This is a genomic window from Streptomyces sp. NPDC002867, assembly GCF_053591895.1.
Window position 1 is genome coordinate 1 of the sequence record NZ_JBSFUR010000084.1, and the last position, 15494, is coordinate 15494.

General features: G+C 64.6%; 15 protein-coding genes and 3 pseudogenes. 15 read left to right on the forward strand and 3 right to left on the reverse strand.

Features of this window, described 5'->3' with window-relative positions:
- Positions 1-403: 403 nt before the first annotated feature.
- From ACWD0A_RS33920 to ACWD0A_RS33975, 12 genes and pseudogenes are all read left to right on the forward strand, one after another.
- A complete protein-coding gene (locus tag ACWD0A_RS33920) occupies positions 404-1654 on the forward strand; it encodes a diaminopimelate decarboxylase (protein WP_451304451.1) in 1251 nt (416 codons plus the stop codon).
- Positions 1651-1962, forward strand: a pseudogene (locus ACWD0A_RS33925) (holo-ACP synthase); the annotation flags it as partial. The gene ACWD0A_RS33920 and the pseudogene ACWD0A_RS33925, both read left to right, overlap by 4 nt.
- Positions 1963-2097: 135 nt before the next feature.
- Positions 2098-2580 carry a 3-aminobutyryl-CoA ammonia lyase gene (locus ACWD0A_RS33930; RefSeq protein ID WP_451304477.1) on the forward strand — a complete coding sequence of 161 codons (483 nt, stop codon included), beginning with the start codon at positions 2098-2100 and terminating at the stop codon, positions 2578-2580.
- On the forward strand, positions 2580-4130 hold the full coding sequence (locus ACWD0A_RS33935; protein WP_451304453.1) for a class I adenylate-forming enzyme family protein: 1551 nt from the start codon (positions 2580-2582) through the stop codon (positions 4128-4130). The genes ACWD0A_RS33930 and ACWD0A_RS33935 overlap by 1 nt, the downstream gene beginning before the upstream one ends.
- 53 nt (positions 4131-4183) lie before the next feature.
- Entirely contained in the window at positions 4184-4447 is a 264-nt protein-coding gene (locus tag ACWD0A_RS33940; RefSeq protein WP_451304455.1) for a phosphopantetheine-binding protein, read from the forward strand.
- A complete protein-coding gene (gene ectB / locus ACWD0A_RS33945) occupies positions 4444-5706 on the forward strand; it encodes a diaminobutyrate--2-oxoglutarate transaminase (RefSeq protein ID WP_451304457.1) in 1263 nt (420 codons plus the stop codon). Before ACWD0A_RS33940 ends, ectB begins: the two co-directional genes overlap by 4 nt.
- Before the next feature lie 41 nt (positions 5707-5747).
- Positions 5748-6287: a diaminobutyrate acetyltransferase gene (ectA, locus tag ACWD0A_RS33950; protein ID WP_451304459.1), complete on the forward strand. Its 540-nt coding sequence runs from the start codon at positions 5748-5750 to the stop codon at positions 6285-6287.
- Between the two features lie 253 nt (positions 6288-6540).
- Positions 6541-7746, forward strand: coding sequence for a cytochrome P450 (locus ACWD0A_RS33955; RefSeq protein WP_451304461.1), 1206 nt, complete (start codon positions 6541-6543; stop codon positions 7744-7746).
- A gap of 25 nt (positions 7747-7771) precedes the next feature.
- Complete coding sequence (locus ACWD0A_RS33960) at positions 7772-7969, forward strand: ferredoxin (RefSeq protein ID WP_451304463.1); 198 nt, start codon at positions 7772-7774, stop codon at positions 7967-7969.
- Positions 7966-9228, forward strand: coding sequence for an NAD(P)/FAD-dependent oxidoreductase (locus tag ACWD0A_RS33965; RefSeq protein ID WP_451304465.1), 1263 nt, complete (start codon positions 7966-7968; stop codon positions 9226-9228). The genes ACWD0A_RS33960 and ACWD0A_RS33965 overlap by 4 nt, the downstream gene beginning before the upstream one ends.
- A 32-nt stretch (positions 9229-9260) precedes the next feature.
- Entirely contained in the window at positions 9261-9671 is a 411-nt protein-coding gene (locus ACWD0A_RS33970; RefSeq protein ID WP_451304467.1) for an ectoine synthase, read from the forward strand.
- 332 nt (positions 9672-10003) lie between these two features.
- A complete protein-coding gene (locus tag ACWD0A_RS33975; RefSeq protein WP_451304469.1) occupies positions 10004-10777 on the forward strand; it encodes an NAD(P)H-dependent oxidoreductase in 774 nt (257 codons plus the stop codon).
- Between the two features lie 151 nt (positions 10778-10928).
- Here ACWD0A_RS33975 and ACWD0A_RS33980 read toward each other — a convergent pair.
- Positions 10929-11493 (reverse strand): annotated as a pseudogene (locus ACWD0A_RS33980) (ISL3 family transposase); the annotation flags it as partial.
- A gap of 179 nt (positions 11494-11672) precedes the next feature.
- Here ACWD0A_RS33980 and ACWD0A_RS33985 point away from each other — a divergent pair.
- The 3 genes and pseudogenes from ACWD0A_RS33985 to ACWD0A_RS33995 all read left to right on the forward strand — a co-directional run.
- Positions 11673-11881, forward strand: a pseudogene (locus tag ACWD0A_RS33985) (transposase); the annotation flags it as partial.
- A gap of 114 nt (positions 11882-11995) precedes the next feature.
- A complete protein-coding gene (locus tag ACWD0A_RS33990; protein WP_451304471.1) occupies positions 11996-13174 on the forward strand; it encodes a winged helix-turn-helix domain-containing protein in 1179 nt (392 codons plus the stop codon).
- A gap of 42 nt (positions 13175-13216) precedes the next feature.
- Complete coding sequence (locus ACWD0A_RS33995; RefSeq protein ID WP_451304479.1) at positions 13217-13717, forward strand: DNA/RNA non-specific endonuclease; 501 nt, start codon at positions 13217-13219, stop codon at positions 13715-13717.
- Between the two features lie 232 nt (positions 13718-13949).
- On the opposite strand, the gene ACWD0A_RS34000 is transcribed toward ACWD0A_RS33995, so the two are convergent.
- Positions 13950-14477, reverse strand: coding sequence for a hypothetical protein (locus ACWD0A_RS34000; protein ID WP_451304473.1), 528 nt, complete (start codon positions 14475-14477; stop codon positions 13950-13952).
- Between the two features lie 317 nt (positions 14478-14794).
- A complete protein-coding gene (locus ACWD0A_RS34005) occupies positions 14795-15202 on the reverse strand; it encodes a hypothetical protein (protein WP_451304475.1) in 408 nt (135 codons plus the stop codon).
- Positions 15203-15494: the final 292 nt, after the last annotated feature.

Genomic DNA, 15494 nt, shown 5'->3' on the forward strand with positions numbered 1-15494 from the left:
GCGCAATCCTCGCAACTACCTGGCCTTTCTCGGCCTCGCCGCCGCCCTGTGCTGCTACAAGCGACTCGTCCGCCTCACCACATAGGACACGGTCTTAAACGGTCCAGCACGGGGAATGTCGCGATCGCCGCGACTCAATGGCCGGATACCGAATCCGACTACCGTCCTGAACAGGTCAGGACCGATTTAGGCCACCCGTCGCCTCTTCTCTAGCCGCTCGGAAGCTCGCAGAATCGTTATCACCGGACAGCAAACCAGCGAGAGAGGCGAGCTATGAAAGAGCGCATATCTACCTCAGACAACTCACCGGTAAAGAGGGGAATCTTATTCCTCTCGTCCGATGATGACGGCGGATGGCAGTGATTGTATGACTACCTCGAAGATGCACATCCAGGGAAATACGATGTCAGCGCTCGCCGAGAAGTTCGACACTCCGCTATTCGTCTACGACGCGGACGTCCTCGCAAACACGTACCGCAAGCTGCGCGACGTACTCCCCGACACTGCCGATATTTTCTACTCACTCAAAGCCAATCCGAACGTCAGCGTCTGTGCACTGCTGAACTCCTTCGGTACCGGCGCCGAGGTCTCCTCCTACGCCGAACTGGTCACCGCCCTGCGAGCCGGCGTCCACCCCAAGGACATCATCTTCCTCGGCCCTGGCAAGGACGAACGAGAGCTCACCGCGTGCATCGAAGCCGGAATCCACGCGATTGTCTGCGAATCACTGGACGAACTCGACCTGCTCGACTCACTGCTGGCAACGGCCAGCCGTGACGAGTTCCCGGTGCTCCTCAGGGTGAACCCTGCCTTCGGCAGCAAGGGGTCCGGGCTGGCGATGGGGGGCAAGCCCCGGCAGTTCGGCATCGACGAAGCCGAACTGCGTGACTCCAAGCACCGACTCGCAGCCCTGCACAACATCCGGGTGAAGGGGGTGCACGCCTACATGGGGACACGCTTCCTCAACCACGAGGACGTCATCCACAACACCCGACAGATCCTCGCCACCGCGGAAGACCTGGCCGGGCAACTCGGCTTCCCTCTGGGAACCGTGGACTTCGGCGGCGGGCTCGGTGTTGCCTACTTCGACAACGAAGAGGACCTGGACCTCGACGCGCTGGGAACCGGACTGGCGGACGTTCTCATCCCCTTCTCCGCGCGCAACCCGCACTGTCGGATGATCATGGAGCTTGGCCGGTTTCTCACCGCCACGGCCGGCACATACGTCGTCCGGGCCCGCTACGTGAAGGACTCCATGGGAGAGAGCTTCGTGGTCGCTGATGGCGGCACGAACCACCACATGGCAGCCGTCGGCGTCGGCAGCTTCGTCAAGCGCAACTTCCCGATCCGCCACCTGGAGAACCGGGCTGCAGGAGCGCTGCGCGCCTACAGCGTGACTGGGCCGCTGTGCACGCCCAACGACGTGGTCGCCAAGAAGGTCCAGCTGCCGGAAGTGCGGCCGGGGGACCTGCTGGCAGTGGAGCGGTCCGGGGCCTACGGGCCTACTGCCTCGCCCGGGCTCTTCCTCAGCCACGGCTTCCCGGCCGAGGTGATGGTGCATGACGGGCGCGCCCATCTGATCCGGGAACGCGACACCACAGAGGACCTGCTGGCCAAGCAGCACCTCGTCGATTTCCGCACAGCATCCGAATGAACGTCGCAGCAAGTCAGGCCGTCCGGATCGGACTGGATGTCCTCGACCGCTCAGAACTCCGCCGCCTGGTCGAGCGACCCTGGTTTTTACGGTTCGGATTCGCCCCCGAGGAACTCGCTCATGCCAAGACCCTCAGCGCAGATCGGCGCCTGGAGTTCCTGGCGGGACGATTCGCCGCCAAAGAGGCCCTCCTCAAGGTCCTTGGAATTGGCTTTGTCCAGGGAGTGACGCCGCGAGATATATGCGTCGAGCACACCTCGCATGGTGCCCCCGTCGTCCACCTCCGAGGGCGAGCCGCGCAATTGACACCGGCCTCCGTCTCGGTCTCCATCACTCACAAACAGAACGTCGTAGCCGCCGTTGCCATCAGCCTCCCCTCGGCCGCCGATGCGACAGCCGAAAACGGACGAACAGAACCTACAGAAGCAAAGGAGCCTGACGCCGTGTCGCCGCCGAACACCAACACGACCGCCACCATCCAGCCCAGTACCCCCGGTGAACAAGACCCGGAGACCACGGCCTTCCTCCGCGTACGCATCGGCCAGGAAGAGGCCCACTACGGGGGAGACCTCGTCGACGGCGCCCGCATCCTGCGACTGTTCGGCGATCTCGTCACCGAGATCACCGTCCGCACGGACGGCGACGAGGGCCTGCTGGCCCAGTACAGCGACGTCCGCTTCACCGCACCCGTGAAGCCGGGCGATTACATCGAGGCGCGCGGACGGCTGGTACGCCAGACCCGGTTGCGCCGAGTGGTCGAGCTCGAGGCACACAAAGTCCTCAGCGCCCGCCCAGGAGCAGGCGAGAGCGCCGGCGCAGTCCTCGAGGAGCCCCAGCTCGTGTGCGCCGCCACCGCCACCACTGTCGTCCCACACCGCAGGACTGACACGGCGACCGCCCGCACCCTCATTGCCGAGGAGGCCTGATGCCCCGCACAGCGCATCTGCTGCACGAACTCCTGGAGGAGGCCGCTGACCGCAGCCCTGAATCGGCCGCACTGAGTTCGCGGAACTACAGCCTGACCTACCGAGAACTCGCGACTGCCAGTACCGCAATGGCCGCACTCCTGCAGCGCGAAGGACTGCGGCGCGGCGACCGGATCATTGTCACCGCAGCCGACGGGATCGGCATCACCATGCTGGTCTACGCGGCCTCCCGCCTGGGCGCCGTCTTCAGCGTGTTGCACGAACAGGTACGCGGCGGGCCACTGGAACACGTGCTGCGCGACTGCGAACCTAAGTTGCTGGTCTCCGACGACCTCGACGCGGGACAGACCGCCGCCGAGCACGACGTGCCCTTCCTCAGGCTCGACGAACTCCTGCAGACCGCACTCGATGCCGACACCGACGGGTCACTCACCCCCACCGGCCAGGGCGCCCTCAGCGTGGACCCCGTCAGCCTGATCTACACCTCGGGCACCACTTCACTGCCCAAGGCCGTGGTCAGCACCCACCAGCAGGTGATCTTCGCCGCCTCCGCGATCCAGGAATGCCTGGAATACCGCAGCGACGACGTCGTCTACTGCCCCCTGCCGCTCTCCTTCGACTACGGCCTCTACCAGGTCTACCTCGCCGCCCTCAGCGGCGCCCGACTCCACCTGGGCACGGTCACCGAGGCCGGCCCCCCGCTGCTGCGCAGCCTGGAAGACGCCGAGGCCACCGTGCTGCCCGCCATGCCCTCCATCTCGGACCGGCTCGCCTGGCTCCTCAGCCGCAGCAGCGGAGGACCCAGCCGGCTGCGGCTGCTCACGAACACCGGAGCGGCCCTCTCTCAGCCCACCATGACCGCGCTGCGTGCTGCGCTCCCCAACCTGCGCATCCAGGTCATGTACGGACTCACCGAATGCAAGCGCACGGCGATCATGCCGCCCGACGGAGACCTCGACCATCCGGGATCCTGTGGACTGCCGCTGCCGGGCACCGAGGTCTTCATCATCGACGACGACGGCAACCGGCTGCCCTCCGGAGAGATCGGCCAGCTCGTCGTACGAGGCCCCAACGTCATGGCCGGCTACTGGCGACGCCCCGAGCTGACCGCCGAGCGCTTCCCTCGCACCGAGGGACTGTTCCCCGCGCTGCGCACTGGCGACTACGGCTGGCAGGACAAGGAGGGCTACCTCTACTTCTCCGGCCGCCGGGACGACCTCTACAAGGAGCGCGGATTCCGCCTTAGCACCACCGAGGTCGAAGCCGCCGCGACCCGCGTCGACGGAGTGACCTCCGCAGCCGTACTGCCACCTGAGGGCAAGCGGACCGCACTCCTCGCAGTGGTCGCCGACATCACCGCGGATGAGGTACGCGAGGGCATGCGCGACCATATCGAGCCCTTCAAGATCCCGCGCCGCTGCATCCGCCTCGACGCCCTGCCCACCAATGGCAACGGCAAGGTTGACCGTAAGAAGCTGGCCGCCCTGATCGAGCAGACCTCAGCCACCTCGGTCATCACCGAGGCTCTGCAGGCCCGCCTCGCCCACTGACCTTCCCTGACACCCGACCACAGCAACTCCGCACCAGATGTAAGGACATGACCATGGACCGCAAGAACGTTGTCACCGCCCTCGAGAACGCCCTCACCGACGTCCTGGAGCGCCCCGTCACCGGCCTCACCGGAGATGTGAAGCTCTTCGACGACCTGCACCTCGACTCCACCACCATGCTCGAGATGCTCATGTCCCTGGAGGACTCCATCGGCCTGGTCGTCGACCCCGAGGAGCTGGACGCGGACGACTTCATCTCCGTGGATACCTTCACCGACTTCGTACTCGCCACACAGCGTGAGCAGGTAGCGGCATGACACTCACCCAGCCCGACCTGAGCGTCTTCACCACCCTGGAGTCGGAGGTACGCAGCTACTGCCGCAGCTGGCCCACCGTGTTCGACCGCGCGCAGGGCAGCCGGATGCACGACGAGGACGGGCACGAGTACCTGGACTTCTTCGCCGGCGCCGGATCCCTCAACTACGGCCACAACAACCCCGTACTCAAGCGCGCCCTGCTCGACTACCTGGAGCACGACGGCGTCATCCACGGCCTGGACATGTCGACCACGGCCAAGCGCACGTTCCTCGAGTACTTCCAGAACACGATTCTGCGCCCGCGGGACCTGCCCTACAAGGTCATGTTCCCGGGCCCGACCGGCACCAACGCTGTCGAAGCCGCCCTCAAGCTGGCGCGCAAGGTCAAGGGACGCGAGACGGTCGTCTCCTTCACCAACGCCTTCCACGGCATGTCGCTGGGCTCCCTGGCCGTGACCGGCAACGCCTTCAAACGAGCCGGCGCCGGCGTCCCGCTCGTGCACACCACCCGCATGCCCTTCGACCGCTACATGGACGGCAAGACACCCGACTTCCTCTGGTTCGAGCAGCTGCTCAAGGACCGGGGATCCGGGCTGGACCAGCCGGCCGCAGTGATCGTGGAGACGATCCAGGGCGAGGGCGGCATCAACGTGGCCCGCCCGCAGTGGCTACGCGCCCTCGCCCAGCTCTGCCAGCAGCACGACATGCTGCTGATCGTCGACGACATCCAGATGGGCTGCGGCCGCACGGGAGCGTTCTTCTCCTTCGAAGAGGCCAGCATCACCCCGGACATCGTCACCGTCTCCAAGTCCATCAGCGGCTACGGACTCCCCATGTCCCTATGCCTGTTCCGACCGGAACTGGACGTCTGGGAGCCGGGCGAACACAACGGCACATTCCGTGGCAACAACCCCGCCTTCGTCACCGCCGCCGCCGCCCTCAACGCCTACTGGACCGACGACAAGATGGAGCAGCGGACCCTGGCCCATGCCCAGACCATCGAAGCCGCGCTCCGCGACACTGCCACGCACCACAGCGGATCCGCCTACCGGGGCCGCGGGATGGTCTGGGGCCTGGAGCTCTCCGATCCTCGACACGCCGGCCGCGCCGCACGCCGCGCCTTCGAACTCGGACTCCTCATCGAAACCTCCGGAGCCCATGGCGAGGTCCTCAAGCTGCTGCCCCCACTGACCATCGCCACCGACGAACTCGACCAAGGACTGCGCATCGCGCAACGCGCTGTCTACGAAACGGCATGACCGCGCCCGGTACCCCCGAGAGAGAAAGGGCCCACTCCATCATGACGATCACCACGACCTCCGCAGTCGCCGCAGAGCGGAGCACCGTCGCGAACAAGCAGGCGGTCTTCCGAGCACCGGTGCCCCAGGACGGCCCCGCCGTGTGGAAGATGGTCGAGGACACCCCCGGCTTGGACTCCAACAGCCTCTACTACTACTCGCTGTGGTTCCGGGATTTCGCTGACGGTTCGCTGGTTGCGACCGTGCATGACGAACTCGTCGGTTTCCTCACCGGCTACCGCCGCCCTGAGGAGCCCGAGACCTACTTCGTCTGGCAGACCGCCGTCAGCCCGCGCCACGGCATCCCCTTCCTCGGGGTCAAGCTCTTCCAGGCCGCTGCCGACCAGCAGGTGGCCAACGGTGCCCGGTACGTCGAGGCCACAGTCTCCGCCGAGAACAAGGCGATCATCATGGTGCTGAAGCAGTTCGCCAAGAAGCACTCGGCCCCCATCGAGACCCGCGTGCTGTTCCCCAGCAGCCTCTTCACCGACAGTCACCACGACGAGGTCCTCTACCGTATCGGCCCCCTGACCGCCGACTGACCTGGTCCGCCCGCCCTGGCAAAACCCGCGTGCCACACCTGCATGCACTCATCGTGGTCGCGCAGGCCGCTGACACGAGCCGCTCCCCGACCGGCCGTCTCGCCCAGCGGCGTAATTGAGCCGCAGCCACCCTGATGCGCTCCGCCTGGCGCCGCAGTACAGGTTGATCCCGGCCTCCGGTTCGAGAGGGCAGGCGGCGATAAGCGCCAGAGAACCGAGCAGCACAAAATTCGACGATTGGGAGTCGTCTGCTATGGCCCAGCAGCCCACAACCTTGCATCTCGACATCAGTGACGAACACTTTCGCATGGACTCAGAAGAAGTACGGAAGGCGCGAGCTACACACTGGTACGCACGAACTGACTGGGGCATTGCCGTCCTGTCTTACGAGGACAGCAGTTTCCTCCTGAAGAACCCTCGTCTGACACAGGGGTCAGCCAAGTGGCCTTCGCAGCACGGAGTCGTCGATGGGCACTTCGACCGTTGGTGGCAGAAGACCCTGCTGGTACTGGAGGGCGACGAACACAACAGGATCCGACGCCTGGTAAATCCCGCGTTCTCGCCGCGCCGGATCGAGCCCTTGCATTCCCGGTTCCAGTTCCTGGCGGACAGCCTGGTAGACGAATGGATCGATGACGGGCGAACTGAATTTGCCAGTCGCTTTGCGGCACCGTATGCGACCAGGATCCTGTGCATGATGCTGGGCATCGATGAGCGCGACTGGAAGCAGGTCCATGAGCTCGCAGCCACGATCGGGCTCGGCCTCGGTATCACCATCCAAGAGAACATCGCACAGATCGACAAAGCCATCGTCGAACTCACTCAATACGCAGAGTCCCTGGTTCGAAGCAGGAGGGAATCACCTCAGAACGACATCCTGAGCACTCTGGTGGAAACGAGGGACGAGGATGCCGGCAAGCTCTCGGATCAGGAGCTGATCAATCTCATCATCCTGCTCATATTCGCAGGAATAGACACGACCCGAAATCAACTGGCTCTGGCTGTCGAAGCGTTTTCGAAGCAGCCGGACCAGTGGGAGAAGCTGGCCGCAGATCCTGATCGCTACTCGGCCAAGGCAGTCGAAGAGGCGCTTCGCGTCAATCCGATCGGTCGGTGGATTTCGCGAGAGGCGGCCGAGACGTTCCAGCACAAGGAGCGCATGATTGAGCAGGGGACAACTGTCCACCTGTTTACGATGACATCGGCCACTGATCCCGCCGCATTCGACAACCCTGGCCGTATAGACCTCGATGCTGATCGCTCGCCTCACTTTGCGTTCGGTGGCGGCCTGCACCATTGCCTGGGGCATTTCGTCGCCAGGGCGGACATAGGTGTGGCTCTCTCAACACTGGCTACGCGAATGACCGACCTGCGCGTGGGAGAAGACGCTGAGTGGCTGCCTGATTCCGGAAATACAGGTGCGAACAAACTACCGATCACGTTCACCCCGCGCTCCTGAATCAGGTTAACACTTGGAGGAACTCGTGAAGATCTTCGTTGATCAAGCAAAGTGCCAGAACCACGGGCTCTGCGCAATTTCGGCTCCGGACCACTTCGAGCTCGACACCAATGGGGAGCTCCAGTACGAGGAGTCGTTCGATGAGGAAAACATCGAAGAAATCGAGGACGCCATCGACTCTTGCCCCCTGCAGGCGATCGTCCTGAGCCGTGATGCCGCATGACCAGCGCAGAGCCGCTCATCGGCATAGTCGGTTCTGGCATAGCCGGCTTGCGAGCGGCCAACGCACTACTCAAGTGCAAGGTTGACGCCAGGATCGTCATCTTCGGGGACGAGGCTCACCGCACCTACAACCGGCCAGGACTCACGAAGAAGCGGTATCCGCTGTCGGACGGCCTCGAAACGGCTATCACCGAGGACCTCAAGGTCAATGGAGTCGAAAACAGCGCTCTGACCTGGCACCTCGACACTCGCGTCGAAACCGCGGACTTGCGTAACAAGGTTCTGCAACTGAGTACCGGCGAAACATTCGCATACGACCGCCTTGTGATCGCCTCAGGTGTCCGCCCGCGCACCTCAGCCGAGGGCGACAGGGAGTGTGACTTCCATGCACACAGGACGCTGCGCGGCCTAGACGACGCACAATCTATTCACCAGGAACTCCAGACGAGCAAGAAGGTCACGATCGTAGGCGCTGGGTTCGTTGCTTGTGAGCTGACTTCGCTGGCTAAGGAGTACGGTTGCGAAGTTGTCATGCTGGAAGCACTGCGACACGGACCCTTCGAGAGCATTCTGGGCAAAGACATCGCACTCGCACTCGGGCGCTGGGTCACTCAGAATGGTGTTACGTTCGTGACAGGCGATGCTGCAAGGAAAATGCTTTGCGACGGTGCTAGCAGGACCGCGGGAGATGTGAGCGGGCCGGAAGCGTCACATCTGGAACCGTCGTCAGATCGATCGCTCTTCATCGAAGCGATCGGCAGTGTTCCCAACGTGGAATGGTTGCATGGAAACGGACTGGATCTGTCTGACGGGGTACGCGTTGATGAATACATGCGCGTGTCAGAGTGTGAGGATGTGTTTGCGGCCGGGGATATTGCTCGTTACCCCAACCCGTGGACGGCAGAAAACCTTACGCGCATGGAATTCTGGAAGAATGCGATTGACACCGGCGATCTCGCGGGTAAGTCTTTGGCGTCATCTCTGGGATATGAGTCGAAAATCTCCCAGATTAAGTACTTCCCCAGCATGGCTACTGAAGTCTTCGGACTGCGTATCCAGATTGCAGGTGACCCGAAGGTATCCGACTCTATGGAGATTCTCCGTGGAGACCTGGAACGACTGGACCAGGGAGTGCTCGTCAAGTACCTGCGGGAGGGTGCAATAGTCGGAGCCGCTTACATGGACGAAGGCGCCCAGTTCAATAGCCTCTACATCGAGCTTTTGAAATCGCTGAAGCGCACTAGAACAGATCCAGCTTAAGTCGTACATGAAGGATGATCAGGAGGACTGTCATGCAGGTTCGTAGGCTTTCGGAGATCGAAGGTACAGACCGTGACGTCACGGCCGCAAGTGGCGCGTGGCGGAGCAAGCGCATCCTGCTCGCATCAGACGGATTCGGATACTCCGTGTCCGAGACGGTCGTGTATGCCGGCACGGAAACTGATATCTGCTACGCGAACCACATAGAAGCAGTGTTCTGCATCTCCGGAAAGATGATCCTGGTCGACCGGGACGAGAATGAAGAGCACATAATTGAACCGGGAACCCTTCACATTCTGGATGATGCCGACAACCACACGATCAAGCCCATCGTGGACAGCACTTTCCTGTGCATCTTCACGCCGGCGCTGACCGGACGTGAAGATCACGACGAGAACGGTGTCTATCCGCTACTGACGGATGAAGTAGTGGAATCTAAGTAGGTCGAACAGCCACCCTCGACCGACCATGAGTCCCCGTCATACCACTGACGGGGACTCTGTTTCCGTCCAGTGAGGTTCCTTCGAGGCTGGGGCAAGCCGAAGAACCGGCTCTCACTGCCGAACCCGGCGGCTCCAGGAAGAGATCCTGACAGTTCACCACCAACAGCGCGATATGCCACCGCCCTGGCCTCTATCGATCCGTCAGGCCCCCACTGGCGTACGGCTCCCCTCTTCCCGGCCCGGAACCACCACCGTCCACTTCGGGCGTCGATTGTTCCACAACGGTTCGAGTGCACGCGAACGATCATGAACCTGGTAGAAAGGACCCTACGGTGAAAGTCCTGTGGCTCACCGCTCATCCCGAACCCCGCTCCCTCAACGGCTCCCTGCATCGCGAAGGCGTCCGGTCTCTCGAGGAACAGGGACACGAGATCCGCACCAGCAACCTGTACGCGATGAATTTCAACCCGGTCGTGACGGCCAGCGATTTCTCCCACGCGGATGGCGAGCGGCTGATCGTCGGCCACGCGGCACAGGAGGCCGTCCGCCAAGGCGCCCTGGCTCCCGACATCACCGCCGAGCACGAGAAACTGTCGTGGGCCGACACTCTGATCGTGCAGTTCCCCCTGTGGTGGTACGGGATGCCCGCTATCCTCAAGGGCTGGTTCGACCGCGTCTTCGTCGGCGGTTTCGCCTTCGGCATCCACGACGCCCAGGGCCGCCAGCTGCGCTACGGCGAAGGCGCGCTTGCCGACAAGCGGGCCATGGTCATCGTCAGCGCTGGCGCCCGCGAGGCAAGCCTGGGACCGCGCGGCATCAACGGTGAACTCTACGACCTGCTTTTCCCTCTTCAGCACGGCACTCTGTGGTATGCGGGCATCGACGTCCTCCCACCGCTGCTGGTGCACGGGGCCGACCGCATGGACGCGGCCGCTTACACCTTCCACGCGAACGCCTTGCGCGAGCGCCTGAAGGACCTCCCGCACACCGAGCCGCTGCCCTTCCGTCACCAAAACGGCGGTGACTACGACGAAGACCTGGTCCTGCGCCCCGAGCTCAGCCCACACATCACCGGACTCGCCGCCCACTACCGCACCGGGCGCTGAGCACGCCCTTGCAGGGCCGTCGAACAACGCGCACGGCTGGCCAAGGACAAACCGACCTCAGCGCGGTATACCCGGCCGCTCCGCCGCGCTGGAGGGAACTGTTAAAGAAACGACCCTGTCTCACTTTCGGTGGTGCCGGAGCGTGTCGCTGTCCGAGGAGGATGCAGTGGTGAAAAAGAGTGAAGCCTGCTCGTCCGTGCATCTGACGCGCGATCCGCTTGGTCTCCGTGTTGACGCCCTCGGTAGGGCCGTTGCTGTATGGAAGCATGAGCGCGGCGATCACCGCTTCCCGGTCTCGATCCAGGCCCCGGGAGAAGGCGTGCAGGTGAGGCAGATCGGCTGCGCGGACCTGGACGATCCAGCGCGAGAGCCTGTCTGCATTTCCTGCGCAAGGCGTCAACAGCTCCGCGAAGTCCCCGACGACGGGAGCCAGTCGGGTCATCTCGGGACAGGCTGCAGTGAGCTTGGCCCAGGAGCTCGTGCTGCCCGGCTTTGAGGTTGTCGGGCCTGGTCAGGATCATTCGGGCGAGCCGGCGCGGGGAAATGTGGCTGCGGTCGGCGTCCGCGCGGCCCTAGTTGATGTACTTGTGCAGGGGGTTCAGACAGCGGTGAACCCGAGGGCCTTGATCTCTTCGAAGAGGCGGGCTGACGGGGACGGCGGGGTCCTCGGTCCGGCGTTTGCGTAGGTGTGCACGGTAGGAGTCGACAAGGCTGGCACACTTCGACAACGGGGCCTCTTGGTTCTCGCTAAACTCGACAACCGCGAGCTGCCAAGAGACCTCTCTTCCATGCCCCGGCATCGACCAACTCATATGATGCAGGACGCTGTTCGAACCCAGCCGGTCACGTGAGCGGATAGAGAACAGACAGTGAGGCGGAGGCCGTGTCGGGCAGTGTGGATGACCGGTTCCTGAACGAACTCGTGGCCCGAGCCGGGCCGAGGGGCTGTAGTTGACCGGTGAGGGCGGGTTACTCCAGCAGCTGACGAGGCGGCTGCTGGAGTCCGCTCTCGAGGGCGAGATGACCGACCACCTCGGCTATGACCGGCACGATCCGTCGGGCAAGAACGGCGGCAACTCCCGCAACGGCGAACGCTCCAAGACCACGAGACCCGTCTGCGCTGCCAACGAGACCAAGCCCTCGCGGCGTTACGGAACCGTGTCCAAGATCACGGGGAAACTTCACTTGATTGTCAGTGCTGACTCCTAGGCTGCGGTCATGCCAGAACTGACCCTTGCCGCCGACGAGGCGCGCCGGATCTTCCTGCGCGCCCAGGGCCTGCTCGGATCTCCGTACGGCAGGCGCAGCAATCCCCGGGCAGTACTGCAGCAGCTGGGCGCTGTGCAGCTCGACACCATCTCCGTGCTGGCCCGCTCGCACGAGCTGGTGCCCTACGCCCGACTCGGCGCGGTCGGCCGCGGCGCGGTGGAGGCGGCGTACTGGCAGCACACCCGCGCGTTCGAGTACTGGTCGCACGCCGCCTGTGTACTCCCCATCGACACCTGGCCTTTGTACGCCTTTCGGCGCCGGGCGTTCGTCGAGCGCGGCCACCGTTGGCACAAGTTGGCCGACAGCGAACGCTCCTGCGCCGAGGTGCTGGCCCGGCTGCGCGGCGAGGGCCCGATGACGGCCACCGAGCTGGGCGGCGCGAAGAACGGCGGCCCCTGGTGGGACTGGTCGGAATCGAAGATCGCCATCGAGTGGCTGCTGGACACCGGTGTGGTCGTCTGCACCGAACGCCGGGGCTGGAAGCGGGTGTACGACCTGGCCGAACGGGCGGTGCCCGCCGAGCTGCTGGCCCAGGACATGGACGACGCGGCCTGCCTGCGTGAGCTTACCGCCCGGGCGGGGGCGGCGTTGGGGGTCGCCACGGTGAAGGATCTCGCGGACTACCAACGGCTGACGGTGAAACAGATCCGCTCGGCGCTGCCCGGCAGCGGGCTGGTCGAGGTGTCGGTCGCCGGCTGGGGCAAGGACGGCCGTACGGCTGCCGCCTGGGCCGACCCCGCCGCCCTGGCGGAACAGCAGCGCGGCCGCCACCGCACCACGCTGCTCTCGCCCTTCGACTCACTGGTGTGGGACCGAGCGCGCACCGAACGGGTCTTCGACTTCACCCACCGCCTCGAGGCGTATGTCCCCAAGGACAGGCGGGTGCACGGCTATTTCGCCATGCCGCTGCTCTCGGGCGGGCGTCTGGTGGGCAGGGTGGATCCGGCGCGCGAGGGGCAGACCTTGGTGGCGCGTCAGATCTCGCTGACCGGCGCCAAACACGTACAGGCTGCGGCGAAAGCGCTGCGGGAGGCCGCCGAGTGGGTCGGCTGCACGTACGTACGCGCCGAGCAGGTGCTGCCCGCAACGCTCGCCGCGCCGCTTGCCGCCGCGCTCGCCTCGGCCTGATCAGCCTATTTCGAGGAGCCTGAAAGCCAGGTGCTTGTCGCTGTGCCGGGGCCCGGCGCGCCAACGCAGAGGGGGTCGTTATGGGCCTGCCGAGGGCGGAAGCAGCGTTGGTGCACGAGATGCGCCGAGCGCTCTGCGCGTCGGGGCCGGTCACGCGTCCTCTACACCAACATCATCCCGCAGATGGACGACTTCAACCAGAGCAGCAAGGGAGGACTGTGGGGACAGCTCGAAGACGCCGTCTTCGCCGACGTCGAAGTCGACGACCTCAAAGTGAGCGCGTTCGGCGGTCCGGTCTTCCAAGAGGACGACCGCTTCTTCCGCGACGTTCAGATCCCCGCGAATACTGGAAAGTCATCGCATTCTCCGAAAACGGTGAACTCAAGGCCACAGAACCTCAACCAGCTCGAAGCCCTGGAACTCGACGAGTTCCGCGTCTTCCAGGTCAACCTGAGCGAGATCGAAGAACGCGGCCACCTCCGCTTCCCCGCCACCCTGCGCAAGGCAGACACACTCGTCGTGCTCGAATCACTGGCAGAGTGAGAGCCACGGGACAGCCTCGCTGAAGGACTCGGCCAGGCACGCGCGGCAAGCAGCGCACCACGAGAGCCTCGGGCGCCGCGCAATCCACAGGTAGGCGTCGAGGCCCGGGGACGCGCTCTGGGGTCGTTCTCCCGAGCCGGCGCAACAGCCCTGGCGTCATGAACGATTCACCCCCAGCTACCGGCCGGTGAGGGCCCGGCTTGCGGGGAAGGCCCGGCACCGCCGGAGCCGGTCACGGCGCGGGATCCGGCAGCGGCAGGAGGCGTTCGGTGATTCCCGCGCTTTGGACGGCGGACAGCTGCTCCAGATCCAGCGGCCTGCCCTCGAACTCGCGCCGGGCGGCCTGGCGCAGAGCCCACACCCCCTTAGCCATCCCGTCGGCGGCCGGACGGTAGTCGGGCCAGGCCAGAGGCATTCCCTGTGCCACGGCGTCGCGGACATCCAAAAGAGTGCGGAACGCAGCCTCGCTCGCGAGCACCATCTCCGGGGATCCTGTGACCAGCAATCGTTCCCGCGCGGGGTAGAGGCCGGAGTCCCGCATCGCCTCAGGGACGCAGGCGTTGCCGTCCCGGTCGCCGACGGAGATGGCGTGCAGGGCGTCGTTGGCCCGCACGACCGCCAAGACGAAACCGAGGTAGGCGTCGTGACGTAACTCGGTGAGGACGGCGGCACGTTCCCGACGAGTCCTTATCCACTCCGCCAACAAGGTTGCGGCGAGCGCGATGACCGCTCCGAGTGTCACCGCCAGCAGTGAGATCATCTGCGACCTCTCCCTTTGAGAGAAGCGACAAGAGCCGTTGTCGTCACTCACACCTGCTGCAGCCGCATGGTTCCAGCACCAAGGAACCATTCTTGGTGATCGGCCGCTGACGCCGTGCATCTCGGTGGTTTAGGCAGGCGCGATGCCGCCCCCGGCAAGCGGGCCGGACAGGGCCAGGTGAGGGTCGACAGCCCACCACCCGCTCTGACGCGGGCCGGCCGCTGGCCGGCTGGGGCTGCCCCCTGTCGGGGGCAGCGGGAGGGTGAGGTGCCCCTGCCGGGCCCCGGGCGGGCGGGAACGGGACGCGAGGCGTGTTGCTACTCCCCGGGGAACAGGTGCGTCGCCCCGGGGTAACGACCATCGGGATAGCGCTCGCGGAATCCGGGAAGACGATCATTGGGCTCTCCGGGCAAGAAAGCGGACAGAGTAGAGATGTTGAGTTCATCCACCCACTTGCTCGTGATCCGCCACCGGGTATGACGCCACCCCTCGAAGATCGAAAACTGTAGTAGCCGCTCGGCATCCTCCTGAGTTCCCTCGGCGACCACATTCCGCACCGTTGTCACGGCGTACTTCAACATCCGTCCGAGCCCACCGTAGAGCTCATCGAGCCCATAGACCAAGAGGCGGCCCAGAGCTGCGTCGGTCGCTGCCAGGTGCTTTTCCACCTCTTGATCGAACTCCTCCAGGGCGACGATTCGGCCCCGTGACTTCTCATGCGTCACCTTCTCCAAGTATGCGGACCAGGGCTGTGCTCGGGACGCGAACATCGGACACAGCCTGAAGACTGGCATCCAGCCGAGCCCGCTGCTCCGTCGACCGTGCCGCCGCCAGTTGGCGTTTCTGCACGCGAAGGGGGCCGAAGAAGGCCGCGGTCGCCGTGAGGCAAACGCCGATCAGAGCCCCTACCGCGGCACCCCAGGGGTCACGTCCGCTGGAGTGGTGTAGTGACGGCCACTCGGTGATCTCGTTTTGAGGCTATGCGGTGAGTTCGGTGGGCAGGGCGGTCTCGTCGGT

Coding starts and splice junctions, on each gene's coding strand:
- ACWD0A_RS33920 (WP_451304451.1), top strand. CDS start 404: ATGTCAGCGCTCGCCGAGAAGTTCGACACTCCGCTATTCGTCTACGAC.
- ACWD0A_RS33935 (WP_451304453.1), top strand. CDS start 2,580: ATGCCCCGCACAGCGCATCTGCTGCACGAACTCCTGGAGGAGGCCGCT.
- ACWD0A_RS33940 (WP_451304455.1), top strand. CDS start 4,184: ATGGACCGCAAGAACGTTGTCACCGCCCTCGAGAACGCCCTCACCGAC.
- ectB (WP_451304457.1), top strand. CDS start 4,444: ATGACACTCACCCAGCCCGACCTGAGCGTCTTCACCACCCTGGAGTCG.
- ectA (WP_451304459.1), top strand. CDS start 5,748: ATGACGATCACCACGACCTCCGCAGTCGCCGCAGAGCGGAGCACCGTC.
- ACWD0A_RS33955 (WP_451304461.1), top strand. CDS start 6,541: ATGGCCCAGCAGCCCACAACCTTGCATCTCGACATCAGTGACGAACAC.
- ACWD0A_RS33965 (WP_451304465.1), top strand. CDS start 7,966: ATGACCAGCGCAGAGCCGCTCATCGGCATAGTCGGTTCTGGCATAGCC.
- ACWD0A_RS33970 (WP_451304467.1), top strand. CDS start 9,261: ATGCAGGTTCGTAGGCTTTCGGAGATCGAAGGTACAGACCGTGACGTC.
- ACWD0A_RS33990 (WP_451304471.1), top strand. CDS start 11,996: ATGCCAGAACTGACCCTTGCCGCCGACGAGGCGCGCCGGATCTTCCTG.
- ACWD0A_RS34000 (WP_451304473.1), bottom strand. CDS start 14,477: ATGATCTCACTGCTGGCGGTGACACTCGGAGCGGTCATCGCGCTCGCC.